Origin of the sequence: Lysinibacillus odysseyi 34hs-1 = NBRC 100172, assembly GCF_001591965.1 — a bacterium.
Classification (GTDB): Bacteria; Bacillota; Bacilli; order Bacillales_A; family Planococcaceae; genus Lysinibacillus_B; species Lysinibacillus_B odysseyi.
In genome coordinates, this window is the sequence record NZ_BCVX01000009.1 from 60635 (window position 1) to 85535 (window position 24901).

Below are 24901 nucleotides of genomic sequence, written 5' to 3' on the forward strand. Positions count from 1 at the left end.
TGAGCAGAACTATAGGTGCTTTTATCTTATGAAAAAAGAAAGCACTTACAAACAACTATAATCATGAAGGAGCGATTTACTATGTCAACAACTAAAGGTTTAGAGGGCATCGTAGCAGCGGAATCAAAAATTAGTTCGATCATCGATGATACACTTACATATGTAGGTTATAACATCGACGATTTAACAAACAACGCATCTTTTGAAGAAATTATTTACTTACTATGGCATACTCGTTTACCAAAAGCGGACGAGCTTGCTGAGCTAAAACAACAATTAGCAGATAATATGGACGTGCCGGCTGCCATTTACGACCTATTCAAATCTATGCCGCTTAACACAGTACATCCAATGGCTGCATTACGTACAGCTGTATCATTACTTGGTACATTTGATGAAGAAGCTGATGTAATGGAAACTGAAGCAAACTACCGTAAAGCAATTCGTTTACAAGCGAAAATTGCAACTGTAGTAACTGCTTTCTCTCGTATCCGTAAAGGATTAGAGCCAATTGCTCCTAAACCAGAACTTGGCTATGCAGCTAACTTCTTATACATGCTATCTGGTGAAGAGCCAGAAGCAATCGCAATCGAAGCATTCGACAAAGCGTTAATCTTACACGCTGACCACGAATTAAATGCTTCTACATTCACAGCTCGTGTTTGTGTAGCTACATTATCTGACGTATACTCTGGTGTAACTGCTGCAATCGGCGCATTAAAAGGTCCTTTACACGGCGGTGCTAACGAGCAAGTTATGAAGATGTTATCAGAAATCGGTTCAATCGATAACGTAGAATCTTACATCCAAGGTAAACTTGATAACAAAGAGAAAATCATGGGATTCGGTCACCGCGTATACCGCAAAGGCGACCCACGTGCACCACACTTACGTGAAATGTCTCAAAAATTGACTGCTTTAACTGGTAAACCGGAATTATACGAAATGTCAGTGAAAATCCACGACATGATCGTAGAGCAAAAAGGTCTTCCAGCGAACGTAGACTTCTTCTCAGCATCAGTTTATGATTCTTTAGGTATTGAACATGACTTATTCACACCAATCTTCGCAGTATCTCGTACTTCAGGTTGGGTAGCACATATCCTTGAGCAATATGCTAATAACCGCTTGATCCGTCCACGTGCAGAGTATGTTGGACCAGGAATGCAAAAATACGTTCCAATCAACGAGCGCTAATTTAGAAAATATGCTAAACTAATCTAGGACTGTGTGCTTTACACGGTCCTGGATTTTCGAATATAGGAGGCAAATATTCATGACGAACAAAATCGTAGTAGAAAATGGCGTGTTAAACGTCCCAAATAATCCTGTGATCCCTTTCATCGAGGGTGACGGTATTGGTCCAGATATCTGGGCAGCAGCTTCTCGTGTTATCGATGCAGCTGTAGAAAAAGCTTACAATGGTGAAAAGAAAATCGAATGGTTAGAAGTTTTAGCTGGTGAAAAAGCATTCAACCAAACTGGCGAATGGTTACCACAAGAAACTTTAGATAAAATCAACGAATACTTAATCGCAATCAAAGGTCCTTTAACAACTCCAATCGGTGGCGGTATCCGTTCCCTAAACGTAGCATTACGTCAAGAGCTTGACCTATATGTATGCCTACGTCCAGTACGTCACTTTGATGGTGTACCTTCTCCAGTTAAACGTCCTGAAGATGTAGAAATGGTTATTTTCCGTGAAAATACTGAAGACATCTACGCAGGTATCGAATACAAAGCTGGTTCAGACGAGCAAAAGAAATTATTAAACTTCTTACAAACTGAGCTTGGCGTTAACAAAATCCGTTTCCCAGAAACTTCTGGTTTAGGTATCAAACCTGTATCTCAAGAAGGTACTGAGCGTTTAGTTCGTGCTGCAATTGAGTACGCTATTAAACACAACAAACCAACTGTTACTTTAGTACACAAAGGTAACATCATGAAGTTCACAGAAGGTGGCTTCAAAACTTGGGGTTACGATTTAGCTGAAAAAGAATTCGGCGACAAAGTATTCACTTGGAACCAATACGATGCAATCAAAGCTGAGCAAGGCGAAGCTGCTGCTAACGAAGCACAATCAAAAGCTGTTGCAGAAGGCAAAATCATCGTAAAAGATTCTATCGCTGATATCTTCTTACAACAAATCTTAACTCGTCCAACTGAGTTCGATGTAGTAGCTACTATGAACTTAAACGGTGACTACATTTCTGATGCATTAGCTGCACAAGTTGGTGGTATCGGTATCGCTCCAGGTGCTAACATTAACTACGTAACTGGCCATGCGATCTTCGAAGCTACTCACGGTACAGCACCAAAATATGCAGGTCAAGATAAAGTAAACCCATCATCAGTTTTACTTTCAGGCGTATTAATGCTTGAACACCTTGGCTGGCAAGAAGCTGCTGACATGATCACAAAATCTGTAGAGAAAACAATCTCTTCTAAGTATGTAACTTATGACTTCGCTCGTTTAATGGACGGCGCTACAGAAGTGAAATGCTCAGAGTTCGCTAACAAATTAATCGAAAACCTATAATTCTCCGATTTTCCATGTAAGTACATGTGAATTTTCTCACAAATTACTTGATTTTGGATAATTATTAGGGAAATGTTCTATATAAGCAGCGATGCTTTGTACGTAAGGTGTAGAATTTACTCCGCCTTGTACAAAAAGAGGGAAGAGACTAGTCTCTTCCCTCTTTTTATATGGAAATGTGGACAATATTGGAAGATTAAGGTCCATATATTGAAACTCTTAACTGAATACACTACACTAAAAATGGAAGCTGTTTCTTTATATATAAAAGAAAAAACCATTGATAAAAAAGCTTTTAAGCTGGAAAAGCTTCCTTGTTATAGTATTTTCACATGGTTCGATAAAGTAGGAAATGTGTAGAATAGAAATGATGGTAAAGCCAATGAAATGGCCCTAGAAGACGATGTGGAAACTGGCAATTGTGCTAATCGATAATCCAGTGGGATAGTATAGCAAAAAGCAGTACATAATACCGGCTTAAATCTTTTGTTTACATGATTGATTCGGGTAAGAAGCGGGAAGAGTGTAAAATCTATATCTTAAATAAAGGAGCGTATTCACATGGCATTGAAACGTAAAAAAATCTCTGTAATTGGTGGGGGATTCACAGGTGCAACAGCAGCATTTTTGGCGGCACAAAAAGAACTTGGTGATGTAGTGCTAGTAGATATACCGGCAGCTGAAAATCCAACGAAGGGCAAAGCTTTGGATATGTGGGAAGCTGCGCCTGTCCAAGGGTATGATGCATATGTAAAAGGGACGTCTGATTATGCAGATACGGCTGATTCAGATGTAGTCATTATTACCGCTGGGGTTGCACGCAAGCCAGGGATGAGCCGTGATGATTTAGTACAGATCAACCAGAAAGTAATGATTTCAGTATCTGAGCAAATTGCCAAATATTCTCCGAATGCTGTCATCATAGTGCTGACAAATCCGGTTGATGCAATGACATATACAGTTTATAAGACGACAGGGTTTCCTAAAAATCGTGTGATCGGTCAATCCGGTGTCCTTGATACAGCACGTTTCCGTGCCTTTATTGCTGAAGAACTCAATATTTCCGTAAAAGACATCACAGGCTTTGTATTAGGCGGGCATGGGGATACGATGGTTCCGTTAACTCGCTATTCATTTGCGGGCGGCATACCATTAGAGACATTACTTCCAGCAGACCGGTTAGAAGAAATTGTCGATCGTACACGTAATGGTGGTGCAGAAATCGTCAACCTATTGGGTAACGGCTCTGCATATTACGCTCCTGCTGCAGCATTAATAGAAATGGCTGAAGCAATTTTGAAGGATCAAAAACGTATTTTGCCATCCGTAGCTTATTTAGAAGGTGAATATGGATATAGTGATTTATATTTAGGCGTACCGACTTTATTAGGTGCTGATGGAATTGAAAAAATCTTTGAACTTGAGCTGACAGAAAAGGAAAAATCGGCATTGGATGTTTCTGCAGAAGCAGTGCGAAACGTCATGAAGGTGTTATCTTAATTTTCTTTTGCAAAAAAGAGCTGTTTAATAAGCCGTTTTTAACGGGCTTTGTTAGCAGCTCTTTTTTGTGCGTAAGGTGATTGCTGGTTTGGCCTTAAAAATCATTGGATGATTCGTTTGGCTAATTGTACTTTTGCCTAAAACTTGTTACTATGAAAGTAATCTCAGTAGACGAAGGGGTTGCGTAATGTTTGCTGCAAAAAAAAAGCAGGTTAGGGAAAAAGATTGATGAAATACTGGTTGGGGAGAAATTGCATCTAACGGAAACAATAGAGGATAAGGATCTTCTTTTGTATCTAGGGCTGACTAATGACAGTAACCCGCTCTATATCCAGCATGAATATGCAGCGGACACACCATTTAAGGCACCGATTGTACCGCCGATTATGTTAAATGGTATTATTACCTCTGCCATTTCAAAGCATATGCCAGGACCTGGCTCACATATCTTAGAACAGCAGCTCGCTTTTTTAAGGCCGGCATACCATTATGAAACCATTGATTTTACTCTGCAGGTCAATGGGGTGGATATGTTAAATCGTGTAGTGGACGTGGGGATTCAAGCATTTAATGCGAATAAAGAACCGATTATTGAGGGTGTTGTGAAGGTCACTCCTCCATATTAAAGGGTTTGAAATGGGGGTTTCAGATCATTTTTGGAGGCGTAGTAGATGGCGAAAACGATTTTAGTAGTAGAAGATGAAGTATCGATTGCAACATTGTTAAAATATAATTTGGAGCAGGCGGGTTTTCAAGTGCTTCTTGCACATGATGGAAAAGTCGGGCTGCAGATGGCAATGAAGGAATCTCCTGATTTGATGATTCTTGATTTAATGCTTCCTACATTAGACGGAATGGAAGTGTGTAAGGAACTGCGCAGTGAGCGGAAAAATATACCAATTATTATGCTGACGGCACGGGATGACGAATTTGATAAAGTACTTGGCCTGGAGCTTGGTGCAGATGACTATATGACGAAGCCTTTTAGTCCTCGTGAAGTCATAGCGCGCGTGAAGGCCGTTCTGCGTCGATTTACACCATCACCATTGGAAGAAGAGACTGAAAAGTCGGAAGTCTCCTATGAGTATGGGCAGCTAAGGGTATATCCAGATCGATTTGAGGCTTTTCTTGGTGAGGAATCGCTTGAATTTACACCGAAGGAATTTGAGCTGCTTGTTTACTTATTGGAAAATAAGAACCGTGTCTTGACGCGGGACCAGCTACTTAGTGCCGTATGGAATTATGATTTTGCCGGAGATACACGTATTGTCGATGTGCATATCAGCCATTTACGGGAGAAAATTGAGGAAAATAGCAGAAAGCCGGTCTTCATTAAAACAATACGGGGGCTGGGCTATAAATTTGAGGAGCCGAAAAAATGAAAAAATCGATGAGCAATGGCTTGTTTTTTTCATTTGTTTGTTTAGTAGGTATCATTTTAGCTGTCCTAGGCTTTGTAATAGGTCAGCTTTTTCCTTTTTATGCTGAATCCTATATTAATGAAAATACTGAACAAGCCCAACAGAGAATGATGGATGTCATTGAAGAGCGAGGAATTGATATTACTTATTCGCAGGAGCAGGCACTATTAAAAACGCATGGCTTGCAGTTGGAAGACGATTTTATTACGGAAATGAAAGCAAGACTGGCAGTTGTATTATTATTTATACTTGCCATCTCGTTTATATTAATTAGTATTGTGACCAAAAAAATGATTCGCAATTTTGTTGAGCCTATTGAAAATGTCACAAGGACAGCGCATGAACTTGCGGCGGGCAATTATCGGGCAAGAGCCTTTGCAAATGGACCGAAAACGGTTGTGGAGCTGAGAAACTCCATTAATATATTGGCACGAAACTTACAGGATATTACGAAAATACGCGAGATAGAGGAAGAACGCTTAAAAACATTGATTGAAAATATGGGAAGTGCCCTTCTCATGATTGACCGGGGGGGACACGTATCGATCGTTAATAAAGTGTTTTTAGAGCGGTTCGGCTACCGCTATGAAGAAGTACAGAAAAAAAGCTTCCTGTCTCTTAATTTACCGCCTGAGCTGGAGTCATTTATTGACCATGTATTCCTAACGGAAATGCCGTACCATAAGCAGCTTGAGATGGAAGTGCTGCAGGAGATTACGTATAAGCTTGCGTATGGGGCACCGGTAGTAGGCGATCACGGCCGCTGGTTAGGGGTTGTCATCGTCATGCATGATGTATCGGAGTTAGTGCGTCTGGAGCAGATTCGAAAAGACTTTGTAGCGAACGTATCACATGAACTGCGGACACCGATTACTTCCATTAAGGGATTTTCAGAAACCTTGCTGGATGGGGCTTATAAGGATGAAGGAATGGCATTGTCCTTTTTGGAAATCATTCATCAGGAGAGCAATCGGCTGCAGATACTTATTCAGGATTTATTGGAGCTTTCTAAAATTGAACAACATGGCTTTTCTGTCGATATTATTCCAACTCCATTGCAGGAAGTGCTTGTCAGGGCAGCAGATTTAACAGCTCAGCGCCTAGAAGAGAAAAATATGCAGTTCCAAGTGGAATTTGCTAAAGAGGTAGTAGTGGAAGGGGATGCGAATCGTCTTATTCAGATTTTCACTAACCTCATCTTTAATGCCATCATGTATTCTTTTGAAGAGACGACAGTGACGATTAGAGTGTTTGAAAAGGATAAATGGGGAGTAGTGGAAATTATCGATGAAGGAATTGGTATCAAAAAAAGTGAAATCCCACGTGTGTTTGAACGTTTTTACCGGGTAGACCGTGCACGCAGTCGGGACTCGGGCGGTACTGGGCTTGGGCTTGCGATTGTGAAGCACTTAGTAGAGGCACACCACGGAAAAATACAAGTGGAGAGTGAGGTAGGAAAAGGAACTACGATGCGCGTAATGCTCCCGCTCCACACACCTTAACAAGAAATTTACAATATCGAAACGCTAGATTAAAAAAGAGGGTTTATAGTAATGATTAGAAACCCCCATGTTTCGAATAAAAATAAGTCCCAAAAGTGAGTGGGGCTTTTCCCTTTCCCCCCCAAAAAGCATCCTATTTTCCATGCTTTTTTCGATAGAGCTATTCAGAAAGCTTTTCTGAATGGCTCTTTTTTGCGTGTAACTCTTCGGTAGGGGATTCATTATTATGTTGAGTCAATCTTATAATTCAGTGCAAAAGAAAGCCTTTTACTGACCTTCGTTCGTTTTATTTTTGATATTTTTGAATCTTTTTCCATAGAAAGCCCGTATATGTACTATACATAAAAAAGGGGGTTTCAAAATGAGTGCAAAACGGACACTTATGTGGATCGGCCTGACTCTTTTTGCCGCACTGGCTATTCTTGCTGTCACAACTTCCTGGTATACAGTCGATGAATCGGAACAGGCCGTCGTCATTACTTTCGGCCAGGCGAAAGATATCGTCAATGAACCAGGGCTGCATTTCAAGCTGCCTTGGCCGATTCAAAAAGCAGAGGTTTTATCTAAGGAAACATACAGTTTAAAGTTTGGCTATGAAGAAAAAGAGGACGGGTCGCTTAACACCGTCGGATCTGATGCAAAGATGATTACCGGAGATGAAAATATTGTCCTGACAGATCTAGTCGTACAGTGGCGCATTGTGGATCCGAAAAAATATCTATTTAATTCTCAGGACCCGCAGGAAATTTTACATAGTGCTACATCGAGCGCTATCCGCTCTGTCATCGGCAGCTCAACAATCGATGATGCCTTAACAGACGGAAAAGCAGATATCGAGTCGCATACACGGGATTTACTTGTAGAACTCCTGGAAAAATACGATATCGGCATTAGTGTACTTGGTGTGAAATTGCAGGACGTAGAGCTGCCGAATAAGGAAGTACGGGCGGCCTTTACAGCAGTAACAGATGCCCGTGAGACAAAGAGTACAAAGATGAATGAAGCCGAAAAATATCAAAATCAAAAGGAAAGCGAAGCAAAAGGAGAAAAGGAAGCTATTATGTCTCGTGCAGAAGGGGAAAAAACAGCCCGCATTGAACAAGCGAGAGGAGAAGTAGCTGTCTTTGATAAGCTTTATGAGCAATACAGAGGAAATCAGGCGATTACCCGTGACCGTCTTGTCATTGAAACGCTTGAGGCTGTACTGCCAAATGCCCAAATCTATATTATGAATGATAATGGGGAGACACTAAAATATTTGCCGATTCAGCCGGCCCAGACACAGCCAAAAACAGAGGGGAGCGGAAATGATGAGCAATAAAAACCTCGATGATTTTGTACGGAATCTGTTCGGAAATAAAAGTCAAAAACCGCTTAACAGAAGAGAGAATGTGCAGCAGCAAAACACGCAGCCAACTGATCCACAAGTTGTTCCTAAATCCCAGAAGCCGAAAAATATAAAACAGATGACTACTTCTATAGTGGTAGGGGCAGTTGCGATTGCAATCCTTCTTATCGCTATTACGAACGTGTATGTCGTAAAAGAGAATGAATACAAAGTTGTCCGCCAGTTTGGGGAGGTTGTCAAATATCAGAAGACACCAGGCATTCATATGAAGATCCCTTTTATTCAGCGCATTGAAACATTGCCGAAAAACTTAATGACCTATGATATGACAGAGGAAGAAATCAATACAAAAGATAAAAAGCGTATCATTATTGATAACTATGCTGTTTGGCGTGTAGTAGACCCCAAGGCATTGATCTCAAACGCCCGTACATTACCGAATGCAGAGCGTCGTATGGAGGAATTTATTTACTCCACTTTGCGAACTAAGCTGGGGCAGTTGGATTATGAAGCTATCATAAACGATGAGAATCCTTCCCGGGGTTCTATTAATGGAGAGGTTACAGAGCAAGTAAATGAGCTGCTGAAAAATGACAATTACGGGATAGAGGTTGTAGATGTACGAATTCGGCGTACCGACCTGCCTGCTGAGAATGAACAGTCGGTCTATACACGAATGGTTTCTGAGCGTGAGTCAATTGCCCAGCGTTATTTATCTGAAGGCGATGCCGAAAAAAATCGCATTATGGCTCAGACTGACCAAGAGGTACAATCAATGCTGGCAACAGCTAAAAAGAATGCGGCGCTTATTACAGCAGAAGGAGAATCTGAGGCAGCAAAAATATACAATCAAGCATTTGCAAAAGATCCGGAATTTTATTCTTTATACAGGACTTTAGAATCTTATAAAAAGACAATTGGGGAGGACACGGTCATTATTCTTCCGTCAGACTCACCTTATGCCCGTCTTCTTTCAGGATACTTGGAATAAAAAGGTTTATATAGGAAGGTAGAGCCAATTTGAGGCTTTATCTTCCTTTTTTTATTAAATAATCTGAAAAATTAAAAATATCCCGAATTTCCTATTTTTATGTATAATATTCGTTGGACTAATAGATATATTTTACGAGAAAAGATTAGTTATATTTTACTACATAGGAGGAAATCTTATATGATATTTTTAGATACTCGGTACGTATCGCCGCTGCTGAAGAAAACACTCTCAACAGTTAAGGACACAATTTTTGATGTAACGCATGGCCGTTTTCTGTCAGCACCCCCCACTTTTCAGGAATTTGATGTGCGCTCAGGGGTAATTATGAATGCGGAAATTGGAATGGAAGCACTGAATGAGTTTCTGCCAAACCATCACATTACGGGGATGGCAAATATTTTTAAAAATAAAATGGCTTTCCGAAAATTAATTGCTTCTAAATACCCGGATTTCTTTTATCGGTCATGCAGTCTGGCTGAATTGCAGAAAAACGCAGGAGAAGGCCTGCCCTTTCCTATCGTATTAAAGCCAATCGCCGGCTACGGCAGTGAAGGCGTTTATAAGTTTGATGACAATAAATCATTAGAGCAATTTATACATACATGTCAAACAGCGGACGCTGCAGAAGATATGCAATTTATTATAGAAGAATATATCGATGGGAACGAGTTCGCCGTAGATTTTTATTTTGATGAAGAGGGTGAGCCGGTAATTTTAAATATTTTTGCAAGGAAATTTAAGGATAGCAATGATGTAGGGGATCGTATTTACTACATAAGCAAAGCTGTGCTCTCTACATATATGACACCATTTTATTGTTATTTAAAAGAGTTTGGCGAAAGTCTTCATTTAAAAATGATGCCATTACATATTGAGCTTCGGGTCAATTCTGCCCAGAAAATCATCCCGATTGAAGTAAACCCTCTCCGATTTGCTGGAGAAGGAACAACAGAGCTGGGCTATTTTGCCTGCGGTGTTAATCCGTATGAATATTATTTCAGCGGACGTAAGCCAGCATGGGACAACATTATAGCAGAAATGGATGATTCGATTTATAGCTTCACCTGCGCTGAAATGGATAAAGGGATAACACCCGCACAGATAGAGGCAATTGATCATCACTCCTTAAAGAAAGAATTTAAAGAAATACTAGATTATCGTATTCTTCCTTTGGATGGGCGCGCTACTTTTGCTGTGATCTTTTTCAAGAGTGAGGGTGAAACGGAACATAACCATATATTAAATTTAGATTTCATGAAATTTATCACTTATAAACAATACCAATTACAGTAGGGAGTAAAGATTATGAAGAAAATTAAATCTATCCGTGTGAAAATCTTAGCGGGTGTCATTATTCCGATTATCTTGGCAAGTGTTGTATTTGGATCAATCTTAACCTATATTACGACAACTCTTATCCAAGATCACGTTGTGCCGCAGTACGAGAAAAGCCTAGGATTAATGCTCGAAAAATATAGTTCCTTAGTTGACGAGGATCTAGTGGAAGAGGCGAAAGAGGATAAAGAGGAGTATGAAAAGCTAAAGCAAATTACTGATGAATTCCAACAGGAATATGATCTTGAAAATGCCTATATTATGAGTAAAGTGGATGGAGAGGAAGTAATTCTTGTACTCGGTGGAGCGGATGATTATTTAACGCCTCTAGCTTTTACAGCAGAGCAGGCAAAAGCTTTAACGACAGAAGATATGATTACTACCGAAATTTATGAAGATGATTACGGTAATCATTTATCTACCTTCCTGCAAATACCAGGTACGGATTCTGTGCTTGGTCTAGATGCGGACGCAGACTTTATTCTTGATCTTAAAGGGAAATTAATGCTCTTAGTGATTGCTGTGCTAGCAGGGGCACTTCTGATCGGTATAGTTATTGCGGTTGTCGTTTCAAGAAATATCAATACACCGCTTAATAGACTGTTGAAACATACAGAAAAAATCGCACAGGGTGACTTAACGGAAGAATTCACAGTGAACAGCGAGGATGAAATCGGAAAACTAAGTATGAGCTTCCGAAATATGCAGGTTCAATTAAAGGAAACATTAACACATGTTTCTACGACTTCTGAGCATGTCCAGCAAGGGGCTACGAACTTATCAGAAAGTCTTGAACTGTTAACGGTCACATCCAGTCAAGTAACAGATAAAATAACAGAAATCGCGGCTTCTACGGAGTTTATCTCTTCAGGTGCTAATCAAAACTACAGTGCTGTTGTCAATATTTCTAACCAAATTAATGAAATTTCTACAGCAACGAATCATGTGTCGGAAAAAGCGTATGAGGCAACACAGGCAGCGTCTGTTGGGAATGAAGCAATCCAGCAGTCAGTGCAGGGAATCCGTACAATTGATGAATCAGCCCGTGCTTCCCTAGCTATTACGGAGAAGATGAATAATAAATCAATGGAAGTAAGTGAAATAACAAAAATTATTTCAAACATTGCAGACCAAATTAACTTACTTGCCTTAAATGCAGCAATCGAGGCAGCACGTGCTGGAGAATACGGGAAAGGTTTCGCAGTGGTGGCAGATGAAATCCGATCCCTTGCTGAGCAATCCTCCCATTCGGCAAGCAATATTTCGAAGTTGATTACGGAAATGCGTGTGGATTCGGATGAATCGTTAGGTGCTATTTCGAATGTAGTAGAAAAAATTGAAGGGGAAAGCGATACAATTTATTCAGCTGGAGAAACGTTTACACAAATTGTCGGATTGATCGAAAATATGAACGATGAAATCCAGTCAATTACCGCAACAGTGGAAGAAATTGCAGCTGGCTCCAGCGAAGTAATGCATACAACAAGTATGACTGTTAACCGTCTGCAGGATTCATCAGAACATGCACAGGGAATTGTTGCATCTGTCGAGGAGCAAACAGCCTCTACAGAGGAAATGTTCAGTATTGCTACACAGTTAAATGACATGGCTAATACGCTTAACGAACAAATGGCAAAATTTAAATTATAAAAGGGTAGATCCAATTTCTCTGTAAGTTATTTATTAGGGTGTCCCATAGATAGAGCATATACTTTTTTGCAAGACACTGCCAAATGTGATTTTGACCCGGAGAGGTCCAGGCGTAACGTACAGCAGGTGCAAATACTTTTGTTAGAGGGTATTTCGATGTATAGAAAAAAGGAGTCTAGCAATATTTCCGAGTATCCTAGTAATTTCCTTCAATAAATAGACAAAAAATCTCTTATAATAGTAAAAAAATCTTGTTATACTAGATTGCAGAGATGAAGATGGGGGAATATACATTGAGCAAGTTTTTTCAAAATGTATTGTTGTCGTTCGCCATGGCCGCTTCAGTCAGTGCTTGGTACAGTCAAGCCGGCTTTAGCATAATGAATATCGAAATTTTAACAGTTCCGGTGTTCTTTATTGTTGTATTTGCATTAAGTCTCGTGATTGCGGAGGATGTGCGTAATTCCTTCAAAAAAGTATTATGGTTTGAAAAAAGAAAAGATAAACGACCAATCTGGCAAGTAGGGATCGGGATGATTTTCTTCTTCGCCCAAGTCGGTTTTGTAGAAACATTTGCCCGTGGATTAATGTCGTTGGATTTAGGCGGCATGCCTTTATATATTGTATTCTCGTTTATGAATGCTTTCCTCCTGACAGTTATCTATGAAGAAATTTTCTTTGTAGAAGATCAGGAAGTAGCAGAACAATATAAATTTAAAAAATTAAAGTAGGATGTTTGCTTTTAAGCAGGCATCTTTTTTTATTTTGTAAAACCGTACATATGTTTTACAATAGAGAAGAGATGAATTAACGGAGGAGATACGATGACGAAGGAGAAAGTACTTCTTTTAGACGGCAACAGTTTGGCGTACCGTGCTTTTTTTGCTTTGCCGCCTTTAACGAGCGACCAGGGCGTCCACACCAATGCCACATTTGGCTTTACAATGATGCTTCAAAAAATTGTCGAGGAGGAAAAGCCGACAAAAATGCTCGTAGCGTTTGATGCAGGGAAGACAACATTCCGGCATGATTCTTATAGTGAGTATAAAGGAGGGAGACAAAAAACCCCTCCTGAATTGTCGGAGCAATTTCCATACATCCGCAAGCTCATTGATGCATATAACATTAAGCGGTATGAATTGCCGATGTATGAAGCGGACGATATTATTGGAACGCTTGCTAAACAGGCGGTGCAAGATGAGATGGACGTTATAATCGTATCCGGAGATAAAGACTTAACGCAGCTTGCAGATGAGCATATTACGGTCTATGTGACACGTAAGGGAATTACAGATATTGAGAAATATACACCAGAGCATATCGAGGAGAAATACGGACTTACACCGTATCAAATTATTGATATGAAAGGGCTGATGGGCGATTCTTCCGATAATATTCCGGGTGTGCCGGGGGTCGGAGAAAAGACGGCCATTAAGCTGTTGAAGGAGTATGGATCCGTAGAGGCCTTATACGAGGCAATTGATAGTATGAAAGCCTCGAAAATGAAGGAAAAGCTTGTAGCAAATGAAGAGCAGGCACATATGTCTAAAAAGCTGGCCACAATTTATACTGAGGCACCGATAGACATTACGCTTGGCGATATTTCGTATAGCGGTCCGAACGAAGAAGAACTGCTCGCACTTTGGCGTGAGCTGGGCTTTAAGTCTTTGATCGATAAAAGCGACTTTACCGAGACGGCAACAGAGCAGCAAGCAATTGAAGTGGAGATTGTAGAAGAGGTCACACCGCACATGCTTGCTGATAAAATGGCGGTCCATGTAGAACTGGAAAATGATCATTATCATGATTGTGATGCTTTAGGTATGGCATTAACAGACGGCAGCCGGACGATATATGTTCCGATCGAGCATGCTTTTTCAAATGACATACTAAAATCTTGGCTGGAAGATGAAACAAAAGAAAAGCTGATGGCAGACAGTAAGGCAACACAGGCCATGCTGCAGCGTCAAGGTATTGAGCTGAAAGGTGTTACGTTCGATCTTAGCCTTGCCGGTTATATTGCAGATCCTTCTATATCTGGGGATGATGTACAAGCATTAGCAAAAGAATTCGGTTATACGGATGTACAGTCAAACGAGGCGATTTATGGAAAAGGGGCTAAATGGACACGGCCTGATGAAACAGAGCTTGCGGATCATGTCGCCCGAAAAGCCATAGCTGTCTTCATGCTAGAGCCTGTACTGGAAGAAAAGCTGAGAGAAAATGAGCAATTTGAGCTGTATAAAAATCTGGAGCTGCCGCTTGCCCGTATATTAGGGAAAATGGAGTCGGAAGGCATAACGGTTCGTATTGAGTCGCTGGAGGAAATGGGCGACGAGCTGGCGCAGAAGCTGGAGCTGATCGAAAGCACAATTTATGAGTTGGCTGGAGAGAAGTTTAACATTAATTCGCCGAAACAATTAGGTGTTATCCTGTTTGAAAAGTTAGGCTTACCGGCCATCAAAAAGACAAAGACAGGCTACTCAACAGCGGCGGACGTATTGGAAAAGTTACAGTCCAAACATATCATCGTCAAACATATTTTAGATTACCGTATGTTAGCCAAGCTAAGATCAACGTATATCGAGGGGCTGATCAAAGTAGTGCATAAAGATGATTCAAAAGTGCATACACGGTTCCAGCAGGCACTTACCGCTACAGGCCGCCTGAGCTCGACAGATCCGAATCTGCAAAACATCCCGATCCGTTTGGAAGAAGGACGTAAAATTCGAAAAGCATTTGTTCCCTCAAAGCCGGAATGGGTACTGTTTGCCGCCGATTATTCACAGATTGAGCTTCGTGTATTAGCACATATGTGCCAGGATGAGGTATTGGTGGAAGCATTCCGGGAAGGCATGGATATTCATACACGAACGGCAATGAATGTATTTGGAATCACTTCACCTGAAGAAGTAACATCAAATATGCGCCGTACAGCAAAAGCAGTTAACTTTGGTATCGTGTATGGGATCAGTGATTACGGATTGTCACAAAGTCTTGATATTACGCGAAAAGAGGCCGCTGAATTTATCGAGAATTACTTGGCGAGCTTCCCAGGCGTAAAAGGATATATGGATAACATTATAAAAGATGCTAAGAAGCAAGGCTTTGTAACCACTATTTTGAACCGCAGACGCTATCTGCCTGACATCAATAGTTCGAATTTCAATCTGCGGAGTTTTGCTGAGCGTACAGCGATGAATACACCGATTCAGGGAAGTGCGGCAGATATCATTAAAAAAGCTATGATAGATATTGATGCGCGATTAAAAGAAGAAGGCCTACAGACAAAGCTATTGCTGCAGGTTCATGATGAATTGATTTTCGAAGCACCAACGGAAGAAGTCGAAATATTAGAGCGCATCGTACCAGAAGTAATGGAAAATGCGATCGAATTAATAGTACCGCTTAAAGTAGATTTTTCATACGGTCCGACTTGGTACGATGCAAAGTAAGGAGTCATTATGCCAGAATTACCAGAAGTTGAAGGTGTCGTCAGGGATTTGAAGCCGCTTGTCGAAGGGAAGACAATTAACGGCGTTATGCTGTCAGAAGTCATTTACAGCGGCGCGGCGCAGGGGAAGCAATGTATCGTTAAAAATGGGGACCCGGCTGACTTCGAGCTCGTGATGGCAGGAATGAAAATTTGCCGGGTTGCACGCCGCTCGAAGTATATTTTCTTTCACCTAGAAAAAGACGGAGAGACATTTTTAATGGTGAGCCATCTCGGTATGTCCGGAGCATGGTTTGTCGTAAAAGATGTACAGGACATTACAGAGATAAAATTTCGTAAGCATGTGCATGCGATTTTCACACTTCATACAGGTGAACTGCTTGTTTATTCGGATATTCGCCGCTTCGGTGAGCTGCGCTTCCTAAAAGAAGAGGCAGATCATCCGCCGCTGCTGCAAATGGCACCAGAGCCGTTTGATGAGGGGGCGTGCGAGCATTTTCTTCAAAAGAGCGAGCTGCCGAAATATGCGAACAAGCCGATTAAGGAAGTAATTATGGATGGACATGTCATTTCGGGATGCGGCAATATTTATGCAACAGAAAGCTTGTTTGCGATGCAAATTCGTCCTACCCGGAAAACGAATCAAATCAGCAAAAGGCGTAAAGTTGAGCTCTTTCAGGCAATTTGTGCTGTGTTAAGGGAGAGTATTGAAAACGGCGGATCGACTATTTCTGATTACCGGAGTGTGAATGGGGGCGCAGGCAGTATGCAAAACCGTTTAAAAATGTATAGTAAAAAAACCTGCCCGATATGTCAGAAAGCTACCAAATCAGTCGTTATTGCAGGGCGGACATCAACGTACTGCCCGAGCTGTCAAAAATAAGAGGTGTCACACGATGATTATTGGATTAACTGGAAGTATTGCAAGTGGAAAAAGTACAGTAGCAAAGATGCTGGAAGGCTATGATCTTCCAATCGTAGATGCGGATTTGGTAGCGCGCCAAGTCGTAGAGCCGGGAACTGAGACGCTGGCAAAAATTGCGGAGGCATTCGGTGAGGGTGTGATCAAGAAGGACGGCACAATGGATAGGGAAAAGGTAGGGTCCATTATTTTCCATGAGCCGGCAAAACGGAAAATGCTGAATGATATTATTCACCCGGCCATTCGTGTAGAAATGATTCGTCAGAAGGAGGAATATCTTAAGCAAGGTGCCCCGCATGTAATCATGGACATTCCGTTACTATTTGAAAGCAAGCTGCAGCATTTTGTAGAGAAAATACTTGTTGTATCCGTTAAAGAAAAAGTGCAGCTGGAGCGGTTAATGAAGCGCAATCTATTATCCGAAGAGGAGGCAAAGGCCCGTATTGCCTCCCAGCTTCCTATTTCAGTAAAAGAGAAGGGCGCTGATGCAGTGATATATAATAATGGCGATATAGAGACAACAGCACAGCAATTAGAAGCAATTTTAAAAAATTGGGCAATTATTTAAAATAAGATAGAATCAAGAAAAGAGAAAGATATGGCCGGCATAACGTTGGTCGTATCTTTTTTGCTTAAAAAAACTGCTATTTTGTAGAGTATACATAATGTTGTTTAGCCTTCCGAAATTTCGGCTATTAAAAAAGTACATTCGTTTTCAGAAAATAAGAACTTTAAAATATTGAGCGAATAATGTTCAACTTTTTACGGAATGTGTTATACTAATCAACATAAATAACATTTAAAATGATAACCTAATTACAGGAGGCTTTTTTATTATGACAGTTTCTATCGCAATTAACGGATTTGGCCGAATTGGTCGTATGGTATTCCGCCAAGCTATCGTTCAAGACGACTTAAATTTAGTAGCAATCAACGCCAGCTACCCAGCTGAAACGTTAGCTCATTTAATAAAGTATGACACAAATCACGGCCTATTCAATGGAACTGTGGAAACAGAGGAAAATGCTTTAATCGTAAATGGTAAGCGAGTGGCAATTGTTTCTGAACGCGACCCAAAGATGCTGCCTTGGAAGGAAATGGGCGTAGAGTTAGTAATTGAAGCAACAGGTAAATTCAATGACCGGGAAAAAGCGGCAATGCATTTAGAAGCTGGTGCGAAAAAAGTTATTTTAACTGCTCCAGGAAAAAATGAAGACATTACAGTCGTGCTTGGCGTAAATGATGAGCTGTTGGACATCACAAAACACGATATTATTTCAAACGCCTCTTGTACAACAAACTGCCTAGCTCCTGTAGCGAAAGTACTGAATGATGCATTTGGCATTGAAAATGGTTTGATGACTACTGTTCATGCTTATACAAATGACCAAAACAATTTGGATAATCCACATAAAGATCTGCGCCGCGCACGTAACTGCGGTTCATCTATCATTCCTACGTCTACAGGTGCTGCAAAAGCATTAGCGTTAGTACTACCAGAGTTAAAGGGAAAATTACACGGTATGGCACTTCGTGTTCCAACACCAAACGTATCATTAGTTGATTTAGTGGTAGACGTGAAAAAAGATGTGACTGTGGAAGAAGTAAATGCTGCTTTCAAGGCTGCTGCTGAAGGTTCAATGAAAGGTATCCTAAACATTTCAATGGAACCGCTTGTATCTTCTGATTACAACACAACAACATATTCCTCAACTGTGGATGGCTTAACGACGATGGTAATGGGAGACCGCAAAGTCAAAGTCCTAGCTTGGTATGACAATGAGTGGGGCTACTCAGCACGTGTTGTTGATTTAGCGAAAAAAGTAGTAAATGAATTATCTACAGTTCAAGCATAGTATTGTTATAGAAAGAGACTGACCATCATGGAGGTGGTTAGTCTTTTTACTTTTTGAGAGACTATCATTTCTATGAGAATAAAAATAAAGTTATTTTGACTGTTGTGCTGGAGGAATGCCACGAAAAGCTGCTTTCTTTTGCAAGTCCAAAAGAGCTTAATGAAACTCTCCTATACCTGTTGGAGCTTGGCAGGTGCTTTAGCATTTTTGTTTTTATAAAAAAGAATTGTTATTCGTCATCTGCGAGATATTTGCTATAATAGGTTTACAAATTGAAAAGAATCAGGGGAAATGTGTATGAGATGTCCATCTTGCCAGTACAACGGGACACGCGTTGTCGATTCAAGACCGGTAGATGATAATAAGGAAATTAGACGGCGCCGTGAATGTGAATCATGCGGTTTCCGTTTTACAACATTTGAAAAAATAGAGGAAACGCCCCTAGTCGTCGTAAAGAAGGAAGGATCACGTGAGGAATTCAGCCGGGAGAAAGTGCTTCGAGGGCTTATCCGTGCATGCGAGAAACGCCCGGTAGCGCTGAATGTATTAGAAGAACTTGTCATGGGAATCGAAAAGGACCTGCGGCGTATCGGAAATTCAGAAGTCCATTCAGAAGATGTCGGGGAAATGGTAATGGACCGGCTGGCAAAGATCGATGAAGTTGCTTATGTCCGCTTTGCATCTGTATACCGGCAATTTAAGGATATCAATGTTTTTATTGATGAATTGAAGGATCTGTTGCAAAAGCAGACAAATGACAAATAATAGGATGAGGAGTGATTGAAGTGGTTCAAATGTATAAGGAATTGCTCGCAACGGATCATTTTGAAATAGCGCTCCCTCAAGCTTTATCTAGTAATGAACGGCAATTATTAACTTTATTTTACCAGCCGTTGACAGGATCGGATCCGGCTAGTCTTTATTTAACACTGTGGGCTGAAGGAGAAGATTATACAGCTGGGAAGATGACGCACTACTATTTAATGAATGTGCTAGGCATGTCGGTACGTGAGGTTTTCGAAGCCCGGATCGCTCTTGAAGCAATAGGATTGCTTCGGACATGGCGGAAGGATGAGGAAGACAGCCGTACCTTTATTTATGAAGTAATGAGACCGCTTGAAGCACGGGAATTTTTTGCAGATCCGCTGCTATCCATGTTTTTGTTTAGCAAAATAGGGGAGCAGGCATACCGTAAGCTTCGTAACCGCTTCTGCAAGCCTATTGATAAACAGGAATACCAGGAGGTAACCCGTACATTTACTGATGTGTATAAGCCTGTCCATATGCAGGTGCCGCAGGATATGCTTGAAGATCGGGAAATAGAAAGAGGCTATCCATTCTATTATGGGCAATTTGATTTTGATTTACTGAGAGCAGGTCTTTCTGAACAGCTTGTGCCTTCTTCTGCTTTGACGGCCGAGGCGCGTTTGATGATCGCCAAGCTGGCTTTTTTATATAAACTTTCTCCGCTTGAGATGCAGAAGGTTGTTATCATGGCGTTAGATGATACCATGAAGCTGCCGACTGAACGATTAAAAAAGGCGGCTGCCGACTATTATAAGATAACTATATCGAAAGAGGCGCCAAAGCTGGCAAAAACCTTTGAAAAGTCTGCGGCTTCGTCGTCGGCATCAAAGAGGACAAAGGAGCAGGAACTGCTGGATTACTTGGAGACAACGCCACCCATTCAGGTACTGCGGGATATTAATAAAGGCAAAGAGCCGTTGTCTGCTTCTGTTCAGCTAGCTGAGGATCTTATTGTTAAGCATGAGATGCCTGTTGGTGTTGTAAACGTGCTGCTGGAATATGTCATGTTGACGACAGATATGCGCCTTCCTAAAAATTATGTGGAAAGAATTGCTGACCATTGGATCCGCAAAAACTTAAAAACAGCGAAAGAAGCAATGGAGCTAGCCCGCCAGGAGCGGGATAAGTATGCCAAATGGAAGGCAGAAAACGAAACAAAAGCTAATTCACCGCAGAAACAGAGTTATAAAAAGTCTGGCGGACGGGAGGAGAAGGTACCCGATTGGTTTTATAAACGGGATGCAGAATCTTCTACGGCACCATCACCTGTGACAATGGTGGACTTTGAGGCAGAGCGGCAGAAAATATTGCAAAAACTAGGACAAGATGGGCAGGTGAATTAACATCGAACCGATTAATCGATCTTTAAACAGAATAAAAATCCCGTCGTTTCAGGAGCGCTACGAAGCGACAAAACGCCAAATTTTAGAGAATGAACAAATACAAAAGTTCCTAGCAGAAAATGCTGAACTAGTAACAAAAGAGATGGTGGAGCGGAGTCTGCCAAAGCTAGATGAATTCATCTCACAATCGACTACCTGCTGTAAGGCGGAATCGACTGCATGCTGCAAAAACTATTTATCAGGATTCATACCGAAATTGTACATTTTACGTGATAACATCGAAATTAAATATGAGCCTTGTGAGCAGAAGCGGTTGGAGGATGAACACCGGGAAACAGCCAAAATGATTTCCAGTATGCATATGCCGAAGGATGTACTGAAAGCTACATTGAAGGACCTGATGATTGATGATAATTCACGGGTAATGATTGCTCACAAAGCTGCTGATTTTATCGCACAATATAAGCAGACCGGCGAGCTTCCGGCAAAAGGTTTTTATCTATACGGACAGTTTGGAGTAGGCAAATCCTTTGTTCTTGGGGCAATTGCTAATGAACTCGCTGCATTGAAGGTAAAGTCTGTTGTTGTCTTTGTACCGGAGTTTTTACGCGAGATGAAAAATTCGATTCAGGATCAGACGTTAAATGAAAAAATTGATTATGTTAAAAAGGCACCTGTACTGATGCTTGATGATATTGGTGCAGAGACAATGACAGCATGGACGCGCGACGAGATTCTCGGTACGATTCTTCATTACCGAATGAGTGAGCAGTTACCGACATTTATCACGTCAAACTTTGATTATGCTGGTCTTGAACATCATTTAGCCCAGTCACAGCGAGGAGATGTAGAGGTTGTTAAGGCTGCGAGGATTATGGAACGTATTAAGGCAGTAACGATGCCGATTCAAATGGCAGGAATGAACCGCCGAAATTCGTAACATTTTAGCAGTTGCTTTTTTCTGCCGGCAGGCGTATACTTTCCTAAGTAATTACACATAAAAAAGCTTTGAAAAGGACACGGGATTTGTGAACCGACTTTTAGAGAAGGAAGCCTTGGCTGGAAGCTTCCTAGCACGACACACATTCTACTACCTTGGAGCAGTGGCGGGGCGAATCCGTCAACGTTCATCAGTACGTTAACTGACCTAGAGCTTCGTTCGAGTTTACTCGGAAGGAAGAAGGGTGGAACCACGAGCATACGCGTCGTCCCTTTCCAGGGACGGCGCTTTTTTATTTGGTTTCGCGGGTATTTCCTTGAAATTCGCGGGTAATCGGCCTGAAATCGCGGGTATCTTCCAAAAAATCGCGGGTATTTGACCTGAAATCGCCGGTAAACAGAGGCTCACTATATAAAAAGAGGAGGACATCCATATGTCAGAAATGATTAAATTAACTTTCCCAGATGGCAATGTCAAGGAGTTTGAAAAAGGCATCTCGACTTTAGATGTTGCAGGCTCCATCAGCCCTGGATTAAAAAAGAGTGCATTAGCCGGTAAAATCAACGGCACATTAATTGATGCCAAAACACCGATTGAAGAAGACGCAGCAATCGAGATTATTACAAACAAATCACCAGAAGCCCTGGAAATTCTTCGTCACTCTACTGCCCATTTAACAGCGCAGGCAGTAAAGCGTCTCTTCCCGGATGTGAAATTAGGGATCGGTCCTGTGATTGAATCAGGTTTCTACTATGACATCGATGCACCAACACCGATTACAATGGAAGACCTGCCTGCAATTGAAAAAGAAATGAAAAAAATCATTGCAGAAAATATTGAAATCGAACGTAAAAATGTCTCTCGTGAAGAGGCAAAAGCGATCTATACAGAAGTTGGCGACGAGTATAAGCTGGAGCTTCTTGAAGCAATTCCTGAAGGTGAACAAGTTTCCATCTATTATCAAGGTGATTTCTTCGACCTTTGCCGTGGTGTCCATGTACCATCAACAGGAAAATTGAAAGAATTTAAATTATTGTCTCTAGCTGGTGCATACTGGCGCGGTAACTCCGATAATAAGATGCTGCAACGCATCTACGGTACAGCATTCTTTACAAAGGATGAGCTGAAGCACCACTTGCAAATGCTTGAAGAGGCAAAAGAGCGTGACCACCGTAAAATCGGGAAAGAGCTTGACCTATTCATGACGAGCCAAACTGTCGGCCAAGGCTTACCGTTATGGCTGCCAAACGGCGCGACAATCCGCCGTACAATCGAGCGTTATATCGTAGACAAAGAAATTTCCCTTGGCTACAAGCACGTGTACACACCTGTACTTGGTTCAAAAACACTTTATGAAACTTCAGGCCACTGGGACCACTATCAGGATGGCATGTTTCCTCCGATGGAAATGGATAATGAAACATTAGTGCTTCGTCCGATGAATTGCCCGCACCATATGATGGTGTTCAAAAATGGTCTGCATTCATACCGTCACCTGCCGATCCGTATTGCAGAGCTTGGTACAATGCACCGCTACGAAATGTCAGGAGCAGTTTCGGGCTTACAGCGTGTACGCGGGATGACTTTAAATGATGCACATATTTTCGTACGTCCAGATCAAATTAAAGCGGAATTCAAAAAGGTAGTTGAGCTTATTCTGGAAGTATATAAAGACTTCGACTTAACAGACTACTCATTCCGTCTGTCATACCGTGATCCGGAAGATAAAGAAAAGTACTTTGATGATGATGAAATGTGGGAAAAAGCACAATCCATGTTAAAAGAAGCAATGGATGAGCTTGGCCTGGATTACTATGAAGCAGAAGGCGAAGCGGCATTCTACGGTCCGAAGCTTGATGTTCAAGTAAAAACAGCAATCGGTAAAGAGGAAACTTTATCAACAGCTCAACTTGATTTCCTATTACCACAACGCTTCGATCTTTCATACATCGGAGAAGACGGCCAGCCGCAGCGCCCGGTTGTTATTCACCGTGGTGTCGTATCCACAATGGAACGCTTTGTCGCATTCTTGATCGAAGAATATAAAGGTGCATTCCCAACATGGCTGGCACCAGTGCAAGCAACAATCATTCCTGTATCAAATGCAGTTCACTACGATTATGCGCGTGAAATTCAAGAGAAACTTCAAGCAGCAGGTATTCGTGTGGAAATGGATGATCGCGAAGAGAAGCTTGGCTATAAAATTCGTGAATCACAAATGAAAAAAATTCCTTACATGCTTGTTATCGGCGATAAGGAAGTAGAGGCAGGCGGCGTGAACATTCGTCGTTATGGCTCAAAAGATTCTGAAACAATCAGCTTCGATGAGTTTCTGAAAAATATTAAAGCAGAAGTAACAAAATAAGATTAACTGATGAAAGGTGCCGTTTATGCGGCACCTTTTTCTTAGGCATGCATACCGTAAGTAGGAAGGGGTGGAGAATTGTTTTATCATATAAAAGAGCTGCAATACGAAGCAAAGCCTTGTAGACCAGATCCAGTGATGGCACGGAAAATGCAGGAAATTTTAGGAGGCCAGTTTGGCGAAATGTCGGTGGCTCTCCAATACTTATTCCAGGGCTGGAATACACGTGGCAATGAAAAATACCGTGATTTATTAATGGATACAGGGACAGAGGAACTGGCCCATATCGAGATGATCTGTACTATGATTGCAAGGCTGCTTGATGGAGTATGCCCGACTACGCTCGATGAAGCGGCGAAGGATCCTTTTATAGCTGCTATTTTAGGTGGGAGTAATCCGCAGCATCTCATCGTTTCAGGATTAGGGGCCATGCCTTCGGATATTAACGGCAACCGCTGGACAGCTGATTATATTATTGCAAGCGGTAACTTGCTAGCGGATTTCAGGGCAAATTTAAATGCAGAATCACAAGGGCGCCTTCAGGTTGCAAGGCTGTATTATGAAACGGAAGATCCAGGTGTACGCGATATGTTTGCGTGGCTGCTTGCACGGGATACAATGCATCAAAATCAATGGATTGCCGCGATAAAAGAACTTGAAGCCCAAGAGAATATCGTTGTACCAAGCACATTCCCGAGAGAGCTGGAAAAACGGGAAGTTTCCCATACATTATTTAATTTCTCCCGCGGTAATGAAAGTGCACAGGGACGCTGGGCACACGGGCCAAGCCTTGACGGAGAAGGCGTATTCAATTATGTAGAGCAGCCGGTACCATTTGCTCCGGCTCCAGTTTTGCCGCCGGCTCCTCCGACTGCTTTTGATACACCGCCTTTAAATTAAAAGAAAGCTTTTCATACACTGTCTG

General features: G+C 41.5%; 20 protein-coding genes. All 20 read left to right on the top strand.

Annotation, left to right across the window (positions count from 1 at the left end):
- Positions 1–81: 81 nt before the first annotated feature.
- The 20 genes from citZ to BOD01S_RS15180 all read left to right on the top strand — a co-directional run bounded on the left by citZ (position 82) and on the right by BOD01S_RS15180 (position 24876).
- On the top strand, positions 82–1197 hold the full coding sequence (citZ, locus tag BOD01S_RS15080) for a citrate synthase (protein WP_036156255.1): 1116 nt from the start codon (positions 82–84) through the stop codon (positions 1195–1197).
- Between the two features lie 79 nt (positions 1198–1276).
- Positions 1277–2539 carry an NADP-dependent isocitrate dehydrogenase gene (gene icd, locus BOD01S_RS15085; protein WP_036156257.1) on the top strand — a complete coding sequence of 421 codons (1263 nt, stop codon included), beginning with the start codon at positions 1277–1279 and terminating at the stop codon, positions 2537–2539.
- Between the two features lie 561 nt (positions 2540–3100).
- A complete protein-coding gene (gene mdh / locus BOD01S_RS15095; RefSeq protein WP_036156261.1) occupies positions 3101–4039 on the top strand; it encodes a malate dehydrogenase in 939 nt (312 codons plus the stop codon).
- A 191-nt stretch (positions 4040–4230) separates the two neighbouring features.
- The gene (locus BOD01S_RS15100; protein ID WP_036156263.1) at positions 4231–4665 is read left to right on the top strand and encodes a MaoC/PaaZ C-terminal domain-containing protein; all 435 of its coding nucleotides are present in this window, start codon (positions 4231–4233) and stop codon (positions 4663–4665) included.
- Between the two features lie 45 nt (positions 4666–4710).
- Complete coding sequence (locus tag BOD01S_RS15105) at positions 4711–5421, top strand: response regulator transcription factor (RefSeq protein WP_036156265.1); 711 nt, start codon at positions 4711–4713, stop codon at positions 5419–5421.
- Positions 5418–6962 (top strand): two-component system histidine kinase PnpS, encoded by a 1545-nt coding sequence (gene pnpS, locus BOD01S_RS15110; RefSeq protein WP_036156267.1) that lies wholly within the window; start codon positions 5418–5420, stop codon positions 6960–6962. Before BOD01S_RS15105 ends, pnpS begins: the two co-directional genes overlap by 4 nt.
- 361 nt (positions 6963–7323) lie before the next feature.
- Positions 7324–8283 (top strand): FtsH protease activity modulator HflK, encoded by a 960-nt coding sequence (gene hflK / locus BOD01S_RS15115; RefSeq protein WP_036156270.1) that lies wholly within the window; start codon positions 7324–7326, stop codon positions 8281–8283.
- Positions 8270–9301 carry a protease modulator HflC gene (gene hflC / locus BOD01S_RS15120; protein WP_036156272.1) on the top strand — a complete coding sequence of 344 codons (1032 nt, stop codon included), beginning with the start codon at positions 8270–8272 and terminating at the stop codon, positions 9299–9301. Before hflK ends, hflC begins: the two co-directional genes overlap by 14 nt.
- Positions 9302–9481: 180 nt before the next feature.
- Complete coding sequence (locus tag BOD01S_RS15125) at positions 9482–10597, top strand: ATP-grasp domain-containing protein (RefSeq protein ID WP_052124910.1); 1116 nt, start codon at positions 9482–9484, stop codon at positions 10595–10597.
- A gap of 12 nt (positions 10598–10609) precedes the next feature.
- Positions 10610–12289: a methyl-accepting chemotaxis protein gene (locus BOD01S_RS15130; RefSeq protein ID WP_036156274.1), complete on the top strand. Its 1680-nt coding sequence runs from the start codon at positions 10610–10612 to the stop codon at positions 12287–12289.
- Between the two features lie 293 nt (positions 12290–12582).
- Positions 12583–13020: a DNA polymerase I gene (locus BOD01S_RS15135; protein WP_233153085.1), complete on the top strand. Its 438-nt coding sequence runs from the start codon at positions 12583–12585 to the stop codon at positions 13018–13020.
- A gap of 93 nt (positions 13021–13113) precedes the next feature.
- On the top strand, positions 13114–15744 hold the full coding sequence (polA, locus tag BOD01S_RS15140; RefSeq protein ID WP_036156276.1) for a DNA polymerase I: 2631 nt from the start codon (positions 13114–13116) through the stop codon (positions 15742–15744).
- 9 nt (positions 15745–15753) lie between these two features.
- Positions 15754–16626: a bifunctional DNA-formamidopyrimidine glycosylase/DNA-(apurinic or apyrimidinic site) lyase gene (gene mutM, locus BOD01S_RS15145; protein WP_036156278.1), complete on the top strand. Its 873-nt coding sequence runs from the start codon at positions 15754–15756 to the stop codon at positions 16624–16626.
- A gap of 13 nt (positions 16627–16639) precedes the next feature.
- The gene (coaE, locus tag BOD01S_RS15150; RefSeq protein WP_036156280.1) at positions 16640–17233 is read left to right on the top strand and encodes a dephospho-CoA kinase; all 594 of its coding nucleotides are present in this window, start codon (positions 16640–16642) and stop codon (positions 17231–17233) included.
- A gap of 268 nt (positions 17234–17501) precedes the next feature.
- On the top strand, positions 17502–18521 hold the full coding sequence (locus BOD01S_RS15155; protein ID WP_036156282.1) for a glyceraldehyde-3-phosphate dehydrogenase: 1020 nt from the start codon (positions 17502–17504) through the stop codon (positions 18519–18521).
- 297 nt (positions 18522–18818) lie between these two features.
- A complete protein-coding gene (nrdR, locus tag BOD01S_RS15160) occupies positions 18819–19286 on the top strand; it encodes a transcriptional regulator NrdR (protein ID WP_036156284.1) in 468 nt (155 codons plus the stop codon).
- A 29-nt stretch (positions 19287–19315) separates the two neighbouring features.
- The gene (locus tag BOD01S_RS15165; RefSeq protein WP_036156776.1) at positions 19316–20671 is read left to right on the top strand and encodes a replication initiation and membrane attachment family protein; all 1356 of its coding nucleotides are present in this window, start codon (positions 19316–19318) and stop codon (positions 20669–20671) included.
- A gap of 10 nt (positions 20672–20681) precedes the next feature.
- A complete protein-coding gene (gene dnaI / locus BOD01S_RS15170; RefSeq protein ID WP_269845637.1) occupies positions 20682–21611 on the top strand; it encodes a primosomal protein DnaI in 930 nt (309 codons plus the stop codon).
- 433 nt (positions 21612–22044) lie between these two features.
- On the top strand, positions 22045–23976 hold the full coding sequence (gene thrS / locus BOD01S_RS15175; protein WP_036156287.1) for a threonine--tRNA ligase: 1932 nt from the start codon (positions 22045–22047) through the stop codon (positions 23974–23976).
- A 78-nt stretch (positions 23977–24054) separates the two neighbouring features.
- On the top strand, positions 24055–24876 hold the full coding sequence (locus BOD01S_RS15180; protein WP_036156289.1) for a manganese catalase family protein: 822 nt from the start codon (positions 24055–24057) through the stop codon (positions 24874–24876).
- Positions 24877–24901: the final 25 nt, after the last annotated feature.

What these genes read in the sequence shown, in the direction of transcription:
- polA (WP_036156276.1), top strand. Translation starts at nt 13,114, where the DNA reads ATGACGAAGGAGAAAGTACTTCTTTTAGACGGCAACAGTTTGGCGTAC.
- hflK (WP_036156270.1), top strand. Translation starts at nt 7,324, where the DNA reads ATGAGTGCAAAACGGACACTTATGTGGATCGGCCTGACTCTTTTTGCC.
- icd (WP_036156257.1), top strand. Translation starts at nt 1,277, where the DNA reads ATGACGAACAAAATCGTAGTAGAAAATGGCGTGTTAAACGTCCCAAAT.
- BOD01S_RS15165 (WP_036156776.1), top strand. Translation starts at nt 19,316, where the DNA reads ATGTATAAGGAATTGCTCGCAACGGATCATTTTGAAATAGCGCTCCCT.
- thrS (WP_036156287.1), top strand. Translation starts at nt 22,045, where the DNA reads ATGTCAGAAATGATTAAATTAACTTTCCCAGATGGCAATGTCAAGGAG.
- citZ (WP_036156255.1), top strand. Translation starts at nt 82, where the DNA reads ATGTCAACAACTAAAGGTTTAGAGGGCATCGTAGCAGCGGAATCAAAA.
- mdh (WP_036156261.1), top strand. Translation starts at nt 3,101, where the DNA reads ATGGCATTGAAACGTAAAAAAATCTCTGTAATTGGTGGGGGATTCACA.
- BOD01S_RS15105 (WP_036156265.1), top strand. Translation starts at nt 4,711, where the DNA reads ATGGCGAAAACGATTTTAGTAGTAGAAGATGAAGTATCGATTGCAACA.
- hflC (WP_036156272.1), top strand. Translation starts at nt 8,270, where the DNA reads ATGATGAGCAATAAAAACCTCGATGATTTTGTACGGAATCTGTTCGGA.
- BOD01S_RS15155 (WP_036156282.1), top strand. Translation starts at nt 17,502, where the DNA reads ATGACAGTTTCTATCGCAATTAACGGATTTGGCCGAATTGGTCGTATG.
- pnpS (WP_036156267.1), top strand. Translation starts at nt 5,418, where the DNA reads ATGAAAAAATCGATGAGCAATGGCTTGTTTTTTTCATTTGTTTGTTTA.
- mutM (WP_036156278.1), top strand. Translation starts at nt 15,754, where the DNA reads ATGCCAGAATTACCAGAAGTTGAAGGTGTCGTCAGGGATTTGAAGCCG.
- nrdR (WP_036156284.1), top strand. Translation starts at nt 18,819, where the DNA reads ATGAGATGTCCATCTTGCCAGTACAACGGGACACGCGTTGTCGATTCA.
- coaE (WP_036156280.1), top strand. Translation starts at nt 16,640, where the DNA reads ATGATTATTGGATTAACTGGAAGTATTGCAAGTGGAAAAAGTACAGTA.
- BOD01S_RS15130 (WP_036156274.1), top strand. Translation starts at nt 10,610, where the DNA reads ATGAAGAAAATTAAATCTATCCGTGTGAAAATCTTAGCGGGTGTCATT.
- BOD01S_RS15125 (WP_052124910.1), top strand. Translation starts at nt 9,482, where the DNA reads ATGATATTTTTAGATACTCGGTACGTATCGCCGCTGCTGAAGAAAACA.